Source organism: Pectobacterium polaris (genome assembly GCF_002307355.1).
GTDB lineage: Bacteria > Pseudomonadota > Gammaproteobacteria > Enterobacterales > Enterobacteriaceae > Pectobacterium > Pectobacterium polare.
Genome location: NZ_CP017481.1, coordinates 2,373,344 through 2,387,085, shown reverse-complemented (window position 1 = coordinate 2,387,085; position 13,742 = coordinate 2,373,344). Strand labels below are relative to the sequence as shown.

Below are 13,742 nucleotides of genomic sequence, written 5' to 3'. Positions count from 1 at the left end.
ATGAGTTTTGATACCGCGAAGTACCCTACATTGGCGTTAGTGGAAACACCGGATGAACTTCGGTTGTTGCCAAAAGAGAGCCTGCCAAAGCTGTGCGATGAGCTGCGCCAATATCTGCTGGACAGCGTCAGCCGTTCAAGCGGCCATTTTGCTTCAGGGTTAGGGACGGTTGAATTAACGGTTGCACTGCATTACGTCTATAACACCCCTTTCGATCATCTGGTGTGGGATGTCGGCCATCAGGCTTATCCGCACAAGATCATTACCGGCCGTCGCGATCGTATTTCAACGATCCGTCAAAAAGGCGGTTTGCACCCTTTTCCATGGCGTGATGAAAGCGAATATGACGTATTAAGCGTCGGGCATTCATCCACCTCAATCAGTGCCGGACTGGGCATGGCCGTTGCAGCCGAGCGTGAAGGCAAAGGCCGCCGTACCGTTTGTGTGATTGGCGACGGTGCGATTACCGCAGGCATGGCCTTTGAGGCAATGAACCACGCGGGCGACATCAAATCCGATCTGCTGGTTGTGCTGAACGACAATGAAATGTCGATTTCAGAAAATGTCGGCGCACTGAACAACCATCTGGCGCAGCTGCTATCCGGCAAGCTCTACGCCAGCCTGCGCGAAGGCGGCAAAAAGGTCTTATCCGGTCTGCCGCCTATCAAAGAGCTGGTGAAACGCACCGAAGAACATCTTAAAGGCATGGTCGTGCCAGGCACGTTATTTGAAGAGCTCGGTTTTAACTATATCGGCCCGGTTGACGGTCATGACGTTCAGGCGCTGGCACATACGCTGAAAAATATGCGCAGCCTGAAAGGCCCACAGCTCCTGCACATTATGACGAAGAAAGGCAAAGGGTACGCCCCTGCCGAGCAGGATCCGATCAGCTGGCACGCGGTGCCGAAATTCGATCCGGCCAGCGGCACATTGCCGAAAAGCAAAGAAGGTGCCCAACCCACCTATTCCAAAATCTTCGGTCAATGGCTACAGGAAACAGCTGCCAAAGACAGCAAGCTCATGGCGATCACACCTGCAATGCGCGAAGGTTCGGGCATGGTGCAATTCTCCCGCGACTATCCACAACAATATTTTGACGTTGCGATTGCCGAACAGCATGCCGTAACGTTTGCTGCGGGTCTGGCTGTCGGTGGTTATCATCCAGTCGTCGCTATTTACTCGACTTTCCTGCAACGTGCCTACGATCAGGTCATCCACGATGTCGCGATCCAGAATCTACCAGTTCTGTTTGCTATCGATCGCGGCGGTATTGTTGGTGCGGATGGACAAACGCATCAGGGCGCGTTCGATCTCTCTTTCTTACGCTGTATCCCGAACATGATCATCATGACGCCCAGCGATGAAAATGAGTGTCGCCAGATGCTGCACACGGGCTATCACTACCAGAAAGGCCCTACGGCAGTGCGCTATCCGCGCGGAAACGGTACGGGTACGGAACTGACACCACTATCAGAACTGCCAATTGGTAAAGGTGTGGTACGTCGTCAGGGCGAAACGATCGCGATTCTGAATTTCGGAACGCTATTGCCGGAAGCTCAGATTGCGGCAGATAAGTTGAATGCCACGCTTGTCGACATGCGTTTTGTTAAGCCGCTGGATGAAGCGTTACTGGAAGAGCTAGCGCAGTCTCACAGCACGTTTGTGACGCTGGAAGAGAATGCGGTCATGGGCGGCGCAGGGAGCGGTGTGAATGAATTCCTGATGGCGAAACGCCTTGCTGTCTCGGTGCTGAACATTGGGCTACCGGACGTCTTTATCCCACAAGGCTCGCAGGAAGAAATCCGTGTCGATCTGGGTCTGGATGCCGCTGGCATCGAGCGCAGAATCACGCAGTGGATGGAATAAGAGACTCACGATAACCGGGGCGTATAGCCCCGGTTATCGTTGCTGACAAAATTCGTCGAGCGGGAGTAACGGATAGATCGTAAAGTCGCTGTAAACACATCCCTGTGCGCTCGGCTTGCGCCATCCCTGGCGCAAACGCTTTACTCTTCTATTCCGTTACTCCCGTTTTCATTCGATAAATAGGTTTGTTGATTCTGAACTGGGGAACATAGTCCCGGTTCAATAGCGTTGTAACGTCAGAATATCGGCCAGTGATAGCCGATAAAATAGATAATTCCCGCAGAGATCACCCCCGCGACGACATCGTCGATCATGATGCCCATACCGCCATGCACGTTGCGATCGAACCAGCGAATCGGCCAGGGTTTCCAGATATCCAGACAGCGGAAGACGACAAATCCAGCCGCCACCCATTGCCAGTTATCCACCGGGATCGCCATCAGGGTAATCCACATGCCAACAAATTCGTCCCAGACGATGCTGCCGTGATCGTGAACGCCCATATCTTTCGCGGTCTGATGACACAGGTAAACCCCGATACAAATGCTCAGCATCACCAAGAGCGAATACAATTCAAGCGGCAGGAACGACATGAGATACCACAGTGGAATCGCCGCCAATGACCCTACCGTACCCGGCATCCAGGGAGACAAACCGCTGCCAAACCCGGTTGCCATCAGGTGCCACGGGTTACTCAGCCGTAAGCGGCGTTTTGCCACTTCAGCACCTTTCGCCTTGTTCGCAGAGTCAGTTTTGCTCGCTAAAATGGTCATACCCCTTCCAGTTCAGCTCGGTCGCTTTATTATCCCTGAAAAAACGTAGCCCTTCAGAGGAAGGCCCGATTTGCCCGATGCAGGTGTAGTCAGCGCCGAGATGCCCCAAGGCCAGCTCCAGCGCACCACGGTTAATTTCCGGCACGGTAAAGCACAGCTCATAGTCTTCGCCGCCAGATAGCGCCCAACGCAACGCCTGTTCTTCATCGACGCAGCCTCGCAGCCAATCAGATTGTGGGATCGCGTCCAGATTAATACGCGCACCGCACTCGCTGGCTTTAAGTATATGCTGTAGATCGGAGATGAGGCCGTCAGAAAGATCGATAGCCGAGCTGGCCAGATCGCGCAATGCCTGACCTTGCAGAATTCTCGGTTGAGGACGAAGGTGACGTTGGATCAATCCCTGACGTGCCTTTTCATCATCAACGTGCAGTGTATTCTGGAGGATAGCCAGACCGGCCGCGCTGTCGCCTAATGAACCGGTAACATAAATCCAGTCACCAATTCTGGCTCCGCGACGCGTCAGTGCCCGACCTGCTGGCACCAGACCGTGGATAGTCAGCGTCAGGCTCAGTGGACCGCGCGTCGTATCACCACCCACCAACTGCATACCATAATAATCAAGCAGCTCAAACAAGCTGTCGCTGTACGCGGATAGCCACTGGCTATTGCTTTTAGGGAGGGTAATGGCCAGAGAAAGCCAGGCAGGATCGGCGCCCATTGCAGCCAGATCGCTTAAATTGACCGCCAGAGATTTGTAACCCAGATCGGCGGGATCGATATCAGGTAGGAAATGAACGCCAGATACCAGCGTGTCGGTACTTACCGCTAGCATCTGCTTATCTGCCACCGTCAGTAACGCACAGTCATCACCGATGCCTAACTCAACATCGCGACGTGAACTTCGGACCCGATTAAAATAGCGGGCAATAAGGTCAAACTCACCTTCAACCATAACCTTTCCAGCCAGCCTATCATTCAAAAGCGATCAGGGCCGGATATCCGGCCCTGATTCGATTCGTTTTACTTCTTGCCTTTCCGTACACTCGGAGCAGCTTTGTCTAGCACGCCATTCACAAACTTATGGCTATCTTCAGCACCGAAGATTTTAGCCAGTTCGATGGCCTCGTTAATCGCCACCTTGTAAGGAACGTCTTCGCGCTTGCTCAGCTCAAACATCGCCAAACGCAGAATCGCTTTTTCAACCTGTCCCAATTCCTCAATTTGACGAGACAGGAAAGGTGCCATCAGTTGATCAAGCTTCTCAGCCTGAGTGGCAACACCCGCCAGCAATTCACGGAAATAGGTAATGTCGACATCTTTGACATCCTGCTCGCTCAGGAATTGGTGTTCAACATCGGCAATATCATTTTTAGATAACTGCCAGGAGTAAAGCGCTTGAACCGCACATTCACGAGCGCGGCGACGAGCAGCAGGTTTCACGGAATTCCCCTTACTTAATCAGGCTTACTTAATCGCTTTCAATACATTAATCATTTCTAGCGCGGTCAAGGCAGCTTCAGCACCTTTGTTCCCCGCTTTCGTACCGGCACGCTCAATCGCCTGCTCAATGCTTTCCGTCGTCAGAACGCCGAAAGCAACAGGGATTTCACTGTCCATCGCAACAGAGGACAGGCCTGAGCTACATTCGCCAGCAACAAATTCAAAATGCGCTGTTCCACCACGGATGACCGTTCCCAGAGCAATCACGGCATCATATCCGCCATTTTTCGCGCTTTTGGTCAGCGCACGAACCGTCAATGGCAGTTCGTAAGCACCCGGCACCCAGACAACGGTGATGTTTTCGTCTTTAACCTGACCGATGCGTTTCAATGCATCAATCGCACCGTCCAGGAGGCTGTCGTTAATAAAATGGTTAAAACGCGCAATCGCAATCGCCACACGGGCATCAGGAGTAGCAACAACACCTTCAATAACGTTCATAGCATTCCTTGTATCTGGTCTTTATGGCCCGCTAGGGGGCGGATTCTATCATAATTTTTGTTGGCACGTATCCGGTTTTGTCGGACCTGCACCACGTATTTACATACACATCAGAATTTAGGTTTCAGGCGCAATCGCAAATCTGGGCCAATCTGGCGAACGTCTGCGATATCAAATTCCGGTGCCTGAGACAGCTGATCCAGCCCAGGCAAGAGGCACAGCGAACGGGCATTTTCACCCAACAGTTTGGGGGCAAGATAAACGATAAGTTCATCAACAACGCCAGCATTAAGCAGCGCACCGGCCAGACTGGCCCCGGCTTCAACCCAAACGGAGTTAATCTGCCGTCTCCCCAGCACCATCATCAGCGCCACCAGATCAACGCCGCCATTGTGCTGCGGTAGCATCACTTGTTCAACGCCCTGCGGCCACGCCTGTTCGTCCGCCTGCACGCGCGCCAGCCAGGTCTCACCCGGTTGACTAACAATCCGATGCTGTGGCGTGACGCGCTGTCGGCTGTCCACAATCACCCGCACGGGCTGCCTGAGATCCGCTTCTGAATAGCGTTTCTGCACATCGGCCCCCAGCTCTGACCAGCGTACAGTGAGAGAAGGATCGTCAGCTAACACCGTTGCACTGCTGCTCAGAATCGCTGCGCTCTGCGCACGAAAACGCTGCACATCCTGACGCGCCAGCGGTGAAGTGATCCACTGGCTTTCTCCCGACGCCATTGCAGTTCGCCCATCCAAAGACGCCGCCATTTTGAGCTGCACGTAAGGAAAGCCCGTCCGCATGCGTTTCAGGAAACCGACATTCACTTTCTCTGCTTCAGCCATCATCAAACCATGACTGACGGCAATCCCCGCTTGCTGTAAGCGATGCAAACCACGACCCGCCACCTGTGGATTCGGATCCTGCATTGCAGCAACCACGCGGGAAACGCCAGCAGCAATCAACGCATCGGCGCAAGGTGGCGTGCGGCCATGGTGGCTACACGGTTCCAATGTGACGTAGGCCGTCGCACCACGTGCACGTTCCCCCGCCATTCTCAGCGCATGCACCTCAGCGTGTGGCTCACCAGCACGAAAATGATAGCCTTCACCTACAATTTCGCCATCACGAACAATCACGCAGCCAACATTAGGGTTGGGTGCGGTCGTGAAACAGCCACGGCGCGCCAGGTCTAACGCGCGCGCCATGTATAATTCATCCTGCGGCAAGTGGCCGTTTTCCTGAAAAGCGCTCATTCCCGAACCTCTTATCTCTATTGCGTCGGCGCGACTTAATCCTGCAAACGCGCAATCTCTTCGCCAAATTCGCGGATATCTTCAAAGCTGCGATACACCGATGCAAATCGGATGTAAGCCACTTTATCCAGCTTTCTCAACGCTTCCATCACCAGATTCCCCACCATCTTGGTGGTAACCTCGCGTTCTCCGGTGGCACGAAGATGAGATTTAATGTGATTAAGCGCCATTTCGACGTCATCAGAACTGACTGGCCTTTTTTCCAGCGCTTTCAGCATACCGCTACGCAATTTATCTTCATTAAAAGGCTCGCGTACTTCATTGCTTTTGATGACTCGCGGCATCACCAGTTCAGCCACTTCAAACGTGGTGAAGCGTTCATGACAAACCAGACACTGCCGACGACGACGGACTTGCGAACCTTCGCCGACCAGACGGGAATCAATGACTTTGGTATCAACAGCGGAACAAAACGGGCAATGCATGATGTGTCCTGACCAGTAATCCTTAACGTAGCGACAGTTTACCCTGAATTAACGGACTAACCAAAACTCCTGATCCACGTTGCGAAGGGTTTCGCATCTCTCCCGGTAATAGGATGAAAAAAGCTGTCTCACCTATGACTTAGGCTTAATCGCAGCTAAACTCAGCAACAGGGATCAACGGATCAATGAATAAAACATCGAAAGGGGAACCACAGATATGAGAACCCGATATCGCGTACTGACCTTCCTGCCAGCACTGCTTTTGCTCGCAGGATGTGCTGAACAGCGCCAGATGCCCAAATTGCAGAACCAGATAGGTCAACTCAATCAGCAATTACAAACGCTGACCGATCAGGCCACTGCATTAGAGCGACAAAATGCGTTGAATTCCCAGTCCACCTCCGGCGTTTATTTACTGCCAGCCGCGCAAACCAGCACCGTATTGGAAAGCAGTATTGGCAGACTCAACGTATCGTTGCGCAATATCGAGACTGAAGCGAACGGAACAAGCGCGTTGCTACACATTCGTACGCTTGATGCGAAGGGGCTACCGGCTTTTGGCGCACAGCTTGACTGGGGACGGCTCGATCCCGTGAGTGGGAAGCCTTTAGCTGGCGATACGCAAACACAGTCCTTTGTCGTCTCCCCTACTCTGTTACCAAAAGCCGAAGCGATTATTGAATTGCGTCTGAGCGGCCTGCCGCCGGAAGAACTCGGCTTTGTTCGTTTACATCAGGTTCAGGAAATACAGAGTCCGCCGCCTGTTGCCGCAACCGAGTCCCCCTAGTAAACGTATTTCCCCAACGCTAAGATGCAAAAAACCCCGCAATGCGGGGTTTTTTATGTTTACAGTCAGCAGATTAAGGCAGGATAGACGGTTGGTCCGCCCCTTCTTTTTCCACTTTCTGAACGATCAGGTGTTCACGCTTCATACCCAGTTTCAACGCCAGAGCGGAAGAAACGTAGATAGAAGAGATCGTACCGATGATCACACCGATAAACATCGTCAGCGAGAAGCCATGCAACAAGGCGCCACCGAAGACCATGAGGATCACAATCATCGCCAGCGTGGTCGCTGATGTGATGATGGTACGCTGCAACGTCTGCGTCAGAGAAATGTTGGTAATCTCGTAAGGTGTGCCACGACGCACCTTGCGGAAGTTCTCACGAATACGGTCAGATACTACGATCTTATCGTTAAGTGAATAACCAATTACCGACATCAGCGACGCAATGATCGTTAGGTCAATCTCAATAGAGAACAGAGACAGCAGACCCATCGTGATGATCGCATCGTGCGCCAAAGCCAGCACCGCACTCATCGCCAGACGCCATTCAAAACGAAAACCGATGTAAATAAGGATAGCAATCAACGCAGACATCAGCGCCAATGCGCCCGCCTGTGCCAAATCACTCCCCACGCTCGGCCCGACAAACTCAATACGTTTCACCGTCGCATGCTGCTGGAAGGTATCATTCACCACCTTCAGCACTTTGTTACCGAGCGCTTCGTTCTCGCTGCCAGAAACGGGTGGCATACGCACCATCACGTCACGGCTGCTACCGAAATTCTGCACCTGCGGCTCTGAAAACCCAGAGGTCTCTAATGAACTGCGCAGGACATCGAGATCGATCGGTTGCTCAAGGTTGATCTCGATAACCGTACCACCGGTAAAATCGAGTCCCCAGTTGAAACCACGCACACCCATAATCGCGATAGAAGCGATGATCAGCAGACCGGAAATGACAAATGCCAATGTATCCCAGCGCATGAAATCATAGACTTTACGCCCATGATTGAGTTGTTCAATGTTGTATTCCTGTTCCTGTGCCACAACGCACTCCTAGATAGACAGCTTGTTGATACGTTTACCGCCGTAAAGCAGGTTAACGATGGCACGAGTACCGACGATCGCCGTAAACATTGAGGTCGCAATCCCAATCGCAGTCGTGATAGCAAACCCTTTGATAGAACCGGTACCAACCGCATACAGGATGATAACTTTAATCAACGTCGTGACGTTCGCATCAACAATCGAACTGAATGCACCTTTGTAGCCCTCATGAATGGCCTGTTGCACGGAGCGACCATTACTGAGTTCTTCTTTGATACGTTCGTTAATGAGTACGTTAGCATCGACGGCAACCGCCAGCGTAAGCACGATACCTGCGATGCCCGGCATGGTCAGCGTCGCCCCTGGTAGCAGCGACATCACGCCGACAATCAACACCAGGTTAGCAACCAGCGCACTGGTCGCAATGACACCAAATTTCTTATAGAAGAAGACCATAAAGAGAATCGATGCGATCAAGCCCCACAAACAGGCTTCCAGCCCCTGAGTGATGTTTTGCATCCCCAGTGTTGGCCCAATGGTACGTTCTTCAACGATTTGGATCGGCGCAATCAGCGCACCCGCACGCAACAGCAGAGAAAGCTGACGCGCTTCGTTCGGGTTATCAATGCCGGTAATACGGAAGCTGTTACCCAGTCGCGACTGAATCGTCGCTACGTTGATCACTTCTTCGTGTTTTTCCAATATCGAACGGCCAGTCGCATCTTTCTTACCGCTGTCTTTGTATTCCACAAAGAGCGTCGCCATCAGCTTGCCGATACTGTCTTTGGTGAAGTTGGACATGGTGTTGCCACCCGCGCTGTCCAGTGAAATATTCACCTGAGGCTGGTTATATTCATCCGTACTCGATGTCGAATCGGTAATATGGTCGCCTGTCAGAATCACACGTTTGAACAACACCACAGGTGAGCCGTCACGCATGTTCTTCACTTCAGAGTCGCCCGGCACACGGCCGTTCGCCGCTGCGGTTGCATCTGCATTACTGTTGACCAGACGGAATTCCAGCGTAGCGGTTGCACCAAGAATTTCTTTCGCGCGCGCCGTGTCCTGAATACCCGGTAACTCAACGACGATACGGTCAGCACCCTGACGCTGTACCAGTGGTTCAGCAACACCCAGTTGGTTCACACGATTACGCAGGATATTGATGTTCTGCTGTACGGCGTATTCACGTGCTTCACGCAGACGTTCGTCAGACATCACTGCGCGCAGCAGGTTGCTGCCGCTGCTGCTGAGAACCAGATTGCGGTGACGAGTCGTCAGATAGTTGATGCCCTCATCACGCGTTTGAGCATCACGGAAACGAATTTCGACACCGTAATTATCAATTTTACGCACGGAGGCATAAGGAATGTTCTTCTCACGCAGATCGCTGCGCAAAGAGTCCATTGTTTGTTCTTGTAGTTTACCCAGCGCCGTATCCATATCCACTTCCATCAGGAAGTGAACGCCGCCGCGCAGGTCAAGCCCCAATTTCATCGGTTCAGCGCCCAACAACCGCAGCCAGGTTGGCGTAGCAGGTGCCAGGTTAAGTGCAACGACGAACTTTTCGCCCAGCTCATTCACGAGCGCTTCACGCGCACGGAGCTGAACATCAGGGTTAGAGAAGCGAGCCAGAATTGCACCGTTTTCCAATGCAATCGACTTACTGGTAATGTTCTGTTCTTTTAAAACATTCTGGACTTGGATCAGCGTCGTTTCGCTGGCGGCGGTTCCCCGCGCGCCAGTAACTTGTACCGCCGGATCCTCACCATATAGGTTAGGAAGTGCGTAGAGCAGGCCGACAAACAACACCACGACCAGCATCAGGTACTTCCACAAAGGATAACGATTTAACACGGCAGTTCCCTTCGGGAAAATCGGAAATTACAGGGCCTTAATCGTGCCCTTCGGCAGCACGGCAGCCACGAAATCACGTTTGATAACCACTTCATTGGTCTCGTTCAACGCAATCGCAATATAGCCAGTTTCGGACACTTTGGTTACGCGACCAACCAGACCACCGGTCGTTAAGACTTCATCGCCCTTGCCGATAGAATCCATTAACTTTTTGTGTTCCTTGGCGCGTTTTTGCTGAGGACGCAGGATCATAAAGTAGAAAATCAGACCAAAAACGGCCAGCATAATAACCAGAGAGTACGGGCTTCCCTGAGCCGGAGCGCCGGTTGCAGCTACAGCATCGGAGATGAAAAGACTCATTTAAATATCCTCTTTTTTGTCAAAAGATAAGCTATCAAAAAGATAAGTTATCAACCTTACAATCGTGAAAACGCTTCACAGCAAAATGCAATTCATAGCAAACGGGCTGTCAGTTGCTTGTGGCAACGTCTTTTTCAGCAAGCGGCGGAATGGGTTTGCCTATCCGTTGGTAAAAATCCACCACAAAGTGCTCTAATTTACCCTCTTCAATGGCCTGACGTAAACCCGCCATTAAACGCTGATAATAACGCAAGTTATGAATGGTATTGAGTCGTGCTCCGAGTATTTCGTTGCAACGGTCAAGATGATGCAAGTAGGCGCGGCTATAATTGCGACACGTGTAGCAATCACAGTGTTCATCCAGCGAGCTGACGTCATCTTTATGCTTCGCATTACGGATTTTCACTACGCCATCAGTCACGAAGAGATGCCCGTTACGTGCGTTGCGCGTTGGCATCACACAGTCAAACATATCAACACCGCGGCGAACACCTTCGACTAAGTCTTCCGGCTTGCCAACGCCCATCAAGTAGCGCGGTTTATCTTCTGGAATCTGCGGGCAAACGTGCTCCAGAATACGGTGCATATCTTCTTTCGGCTCACCGACAGCCAAACCGCCCACAGCGTACCCATCAAAGCCAATGTCTACCAGCCCTTTTACGGATACATCACGTAAATCTTCGTAAACACTTCCCTGGATAATACCGAACAGCGCATTTTTATTCTCCAGCTCATCAAAACGCTGACGGCTGCGTTTTGCCCAGCGCAGTGACATCTCCATCGAGCGCTTGGCGTAATCCCAATCGGCAGGATACGGCGTACACTCATCAAAGATCATGACGATGTCGGAACCGAGATCGTGCTGAATCTCCATCGATTTTTCCGGGCTAAGGAAAATCGAGTCCCCGTTGATAGGGTTACGGAAATGCACGCCCTGTTCGGTAATCTTGCGAATATCGCCGAGGCTGAACACCTGAAAACCGCCGGAATCCGTCAGAATCGGGCCGTGCCAGTTCATGAAGTCGTGCAGATCGCCATGCAGCTTCATGATTTCCTGACCGGGACGCAGCCACAGATGGAACGTATTGCCGAGCAGAATCTGTGCGCCGGTCTCTTTCACTTCTTCCGGCGTCATGCCTTTCACCGTGCCGTACGTCCCCACGGGCATAAAAGCCGGGGTTTCCACTACGCCACGTTCAAAAATCAATCTACCGCGTCGCGCACGGCCGTCCGTTGTTTGTAATTCGTACTTCACTTAGCCTCCAGCATCAGAAAAACAGTCTGATGGTAATCATGTATTAACACCTGACAGAGCGTGGTCTGTGGCGTTCCTATTATGTGGAAAGCGGGTTTATCCCACTTTTTCCTGTTCGGCCATCGGGTTATGCGTAATAAACATCGCATCACCGTAGCTGAAAAAACGATATTGCTCTGCCACCGCCTGACGGTAGGCAGACATCGTGTTGTGGTAACCGGCAAAGGCCGACACCAGCATGATTAACGTCGATTCGGGTAAATGGAAATTGGTCACCAGCGCATCGATAATGCGGTAGTGATAGCCCGGATAGATGAAAATTTTGGTATCGCCGAAGAACGGTTCGATAGCAGCGTTCTGGCTGGCCTGCGCGGCACTTTCCAGCGAACGAACCGAGGTGGTGCCAACGGCGATTACGCGGTTTCCCCGCGCTTTGCACGCCAGAACAGCATCCACTACGTCCTGCGGCACTTCGGCATATTCGGCGTGCATGATGTGATCTTCGATCGTATCGACGCGTACAGGCTGGAAAGTCCCCGCCCCCACGTGCAGCGTAACAAACGCCATGTCGATGCCCTTCTCGCGCAGCGCGGCCAACATCGGCTCATCAAAATGCAAGCCCGCTGTCGGTGCCGCTACGGCGCCTGGACGTTGGCTATACACCGTCTGATAAAGCTCACGGTCGGCGTCTTCATCAGGTCTGTCGATATAAGGTGGCAACGGCATGTGGCCGATATCATTCAGGATCGACAGGACATCGCGAGAATCATCGAAATGCAGCTCGAATAGCGCATCGTGGCGAGCGGCCATCGTCGCTTTGACGCTTTCGTCATCGCCCAGTAGCAGCTCTGTGCCCGGCTTCGGCGCTTTTGACGCCCGAACGTGCGCCAGCACCCGATGGTCATCCAGCACACGCTCGACCAGCACTTCAAGTTTGCCGCCGCTGGCTTTACGGCCAAAGAGACGAGCAGGAATCACGCGCGTATTGTTGAACACCAGCAGATCGCCGGGATTCAGTTTATCCAGCAAATCGGTAAACACGCCGTGCGTCAGATTTCCCGTTGGCCCGTCCAGCGATAGCAGGCGGCACCCACTGCGTTCCGCTTGTGGATAATGGGCAATCAATGATTCAGGAAGTTCAAACGAAAAATCAGCAACACGCATGGCAATTCACTTAGCTGTAATACATTAAAAATGGGCGGCCTAGTCTAGAGCCGCAAGCGCATGGCTGCAAGAAATAAGCATCTGAGTCGTGGAATGCATTATACCCAATAGATTTCGAGATACAGGAAGGCGGCAACTGAGGGAGTCCTCAGGAGCTTACATCAGTAAGTGACTGGAGTGACCAAGGGCAGCCAACGAGCCTGTAACTCGAAAGATGAAGGGTATATACTAGCGCCATGAATTTTCTTGCCCACCTCCACCTGGCCACGCTGGCCGACAGCTCCCTATTAGGTAATCTGATGGCGGATTTCGTGCGCGGCAACCCGCAGGATAGCTACGCTGACGAGATCGTCGCGGGTATTCGCCTGCATCGTCGCGTTGATTCACTGACCGACAGCCTGCCGGAAGTCAAACAGGCGCGTCAGTATTTCAGCGATGAATTCCGCCGCGTTTCACCGATTACGCTAGATGTCCTGTGGGATCACTATCTTGCACGTCACTGGCTACAGCTGGTGCCGGATACGCCCTTACAAACCTTTATTGACGGTGCGCAATCACAAATCGAGCCGCATCTGGCCCTGACGCCTGAACGCTTTCAGAATCTGAATCGCTATCTGTGGCCGGAACGCTGGATGACCCGTTACGCAGAGCTGCCGTTTATCGCCGATGTGCTGCACAGAATGTCGGTACGCCGCCCAAAACTGGCTGCGCTGTCCGGCTCTTTTCAGGATATCGAGCAGCACTATCACCAATTTGAAACACTCTTCTGGCAGTTTTATCCACGGATGATGCAATTAGCGAAAGCGCAGAAACTGTAAGAACGCGATTTTTCCGTTTTTCTACGCGGCGTATTGTCCTTTCCGTCAAAAGGGATAATGTAGCCCCTTGAAAGGAAATAGCGATGAGTTCAATAGACAGAAGCTATCTCATTGATTGGTCTCTTTGCCTGTATTCAC

Annotated in this window: 14 protein-coding genes; 3 read left to right on the top strand and 11 right to left on the bottom strand. The window is 52.3% G+C overall.

Annotation, left to right across the window (positions count from 1 at the left end; translation table 11 throughout):
* A complete protein-coding gene (gene dxs, locus BJJ97_RS10755) occupies window positions 1-1,866 on the top strand; it encodes a 1-deoxy-D-xylulose-5-phosphate synthase (protein WP_039485456.1) in 1,866 nt (621 codons plus the stop codon).
* Window positions 1,867-2,102: 236 nt separating this feature from the next.
* Here dxs and pgpA read toward each other — a convergent pair whose 3' ends face one another.
* The 6 genes from pgpA to nrdR all read right to left on the bottom strand — a co-directional run bounded on the left by pgpA (window position 2,103) and on the right by nrdR (window position 6,315).
* Entirely contained in the window at window positions 2,103-2,639 is a 537-nt protein-coding gene (gene pgpA, locus BJJ97_RS10750) for a phosphatidylglycerophosphatase A (protein WP_039485455.1), read from the bottom strand.
* The gene (gene thiL, locus BJJ97_RS10745; protein ID WP_095993932.1) at window positions 2,614-3,594 is read right to left on the bottom strand and encodes a thiamine-phosphate kinase; all 981 of its coding nucleotides are present in this window, start codon (window positions 3,592-3,594) and stop codon (window positions 2,614-2,616) included. Before thiL ends, pgpA begins: the two co-directional genes overlap by 26 nt.
* A 68-nt stretch (window positions 3,595-3,662) precedes the next feature.
* On the bottom strand, window positions 3,663-4,082 hold the full coding sequence (gene nusB / locus BJJ97_RS10740; RefSeq protein ID WP_010282066.1) for a transcription antitermination factor NusB: 420 nt from the start codon (window positions 4,080-4,082) through the stop codon (window positions 3,663-3,665).
* Between the two features lie 24 nt (window positions 4,083-4,106).
* Window positions 4,107-4,583, bottom strand: coding sequence for a 6,7-dimethyl-8-ribityllumazine synthase (gene ribH, locus BJJ97_RS10735; RefSeq protein WP_010282064.1), 477 nt, complete (start codon window positions 4,581-4,583; stop codon window positions 4,107-4,109).
* Between the two features lie 110 nt (window positions 4,584-4,693).
* Window positions 4,694-5,830, bottom strand: coding sequence for a bifunctional diaminohydroxyphosphoribosylaminopyrimidine deaminase/5-amino-6-(5-phosphoribosylamino)uracil reductase RibD (ribD, locus tag BJJ97_RS10730; RefSeq protein ID WP_095993931.1), 1,137 nt, complete (start codon window positions 5,828-5,830; stop codon window positions 4,694-4,696).
* Between the two features lie 35 nt (window positions 5,831-5,865).
* Window positions 5,866-6,315: a transcriptional regulator NrdR gene (nrdR, locus tag BJJ97_RS10725; protein ID WP_010282042.1), complete on the bottom strand. Its 450-nt coding sequence runs from the start codon at window positions 6,313-6,315 to the stop codon at window positions 5,866-5,868.
* A 217-nt stretch (window positions 6,316-6,532) separates the two neighbouring features.
* On the opposite strand from nrdR, the gene BJJ97_RS10720 reads away from it, so the two are divergent.
* Window positions 6,533-7,102: a SadB/YajI family lipoprotein gene (locus BJJ97_RS10720; RefSeq protein ID WP_039485445.1), complete on the top strand. Its 570-nt coding sequence runs from the start codon at window positions 6,533-6,535 to the stop codon at window positions 7,100-7,102.
* A gap of 73 nt (window positions 7,103-7,175) precedes the next feature.
* On the opposite strand, the gene secF is transcribed toward BJJ97_RS10720, so the two are convergent.
* The 5 genes from secF to queA form a co-directional block, all read right to left on the bottom strand.
* Complete coding sequence (secF, locus tag BJJ97_RS10715; RefSeq protein WP_217451075.1) at window positions 7,176-8,087, bottom strand: protein translocase subunit SecF; 912 nt, start codon at window positions 8,085-8,087, stop codon at window positions 7,176-7,178.
* A 72-nt stretch (window positions 8,088-8,159) separates the two neighbouring features.
* Complete coding sequence (gene secD, locus BJJ97_RS10710) at window positions 8,160-10,007, bottom strand: protein translocase subunit SecD (protein WP_071822569.1); 1,848 nt, start codon at window positions 10,005-10,007, stop codon at window positions 8,160-8,162.
* 27 nt (window positions 10,008-10,034) lie between these two features.
* Entirely contained in the window at window positions 10,035-10,367 is a 333-nt protein-coding gene (yajC, locus tag BJJ97_RS10705) for a preprotein translocase subunit YajC (protein ID WP_010282033.1), read from the bottom strand.
* 109 nt (window positions 10,368-10,476) lie between these two features.
* Complete coding sequence (gene tgt, locus BJJ97_RS10700; protein WP_039485440.1) at window positions 10,477-11,622, bottom strand: tRNA guanosine(34) transglycosylase Tgt; 1,146 nt, start codon at window positions 11,620-11,622, stop codon at window positions 10,477-10,479.
* Between the two features lie 96 nt (window positions 11,623-11,718).
* Window positions 11,719-12,786, bottom strand: coding sequence for a tRNA preQ1(34) S-adenosylmethionine ribosyltransferase-isomerase QueA (queA, locus tag BJJ97_RS10695; RefSeq protein WP_095993929.1), 1,068 nt, complete (start codon window positions 12,784-12,786; stop codon window positions 11,719-11,721).
* A gap of 236 nt (window positions 12,787-13,022) precedes the next feature.
* Here queA and BJJ97_RS10690 point away from each other — a divergent pair, with 236 nt between their 5' ends.
* Window positions 13,023-13,604: an acyl carrier protein phosphodiesterase gene (locus tag BJJ97_RS10690; RefSeq protein ID WP_095993928.1), complete on the top strand. Its 582-nt coding sequence runs from the start codon at window positions 13,023-13,025 to the stop codon at window positions 13,602-13,604.
* Window positions 13,605-13,742 lie beyond the last annotated feature (138 nt).

Excerpts from the sequence above, each read along its gene's own strand:
- BJJ97_RS10690 (WP_095993928.1), top strand. The coding sequence starts at position 13,023 with ATGAATTTTCTTGCCCACCTCCACCTGGCCACGCTGGCCGACAGCTCC.
- BJJ97_RS10720 (WP_039485445.1), top strand. The coding sequence starts at position 6,533 with ATGAGAACCCGATATCGCGTACTGACCTTCCTGCCAGCACTGCTTTTG.
- queA (WP_095993929.1), bottom strand. The coding sequence starts at position 12,786 with ATGCGTGTTGCTGATTTTTCGTTTGAACTTCCTGAATCATTGATTGCC.
- ribD (WP_095993931.1), bottom strand. The coding sequence starts at position 5,830 with ATGAGCGCTTTTCAGGAAAACGGCCACTTGCCGCAGGATGAATTATAC.
- dxs (WP_039485456.1), top strand. The coding sequence starts at position 1 with ATGAGTTTTGATACCGCGAAGTACCCTACATTGGCGTTAGTGGAAACA.
- thiL (WP_095993932.1), bottom strand. The coding sequence starts at position 3,594 with ATGGTTGAAGGTGAGTTTGACCTTATTGCCCGCTATTTTAATCGGGTC.
- yajC (WP_010282033.1), bottom strand. The coding sequence starts at position 10,367 with ATGAGTCTTTTCATCTCCGATGCTGTAGCTGCAACCGGCGCTCCGGCT.
- pgpA (WP_039485455.1), bottom strand. The coding sequence starts at position 2,639 with ATGACCATTTTAGCGAGCAAAACTGACTCTGCGAACAAGGCGAAAGGT.
- ribH (WP_010282064.1), bottom strand. The coding sequence starts at position 4,583 with ATGAACGTTATTGAAGGTGTTGTTGCTACTCCTGATGCCCGTGTGGCG.
- nrdR (WP_010282042.1), bottom strand. The coding sequence starts at position 6,315 with ATGCATTGCCCGTTTTGTTCCGCTGTTGATACCAAAGTCATTGATTCC.
- secF (WP_217451075.1), bottom strand. The coding sequence starts at position 8,087 with ATGCGCTGGGATACATTGGCATTTGTCATTTCCGGTCTGCTGATCATC.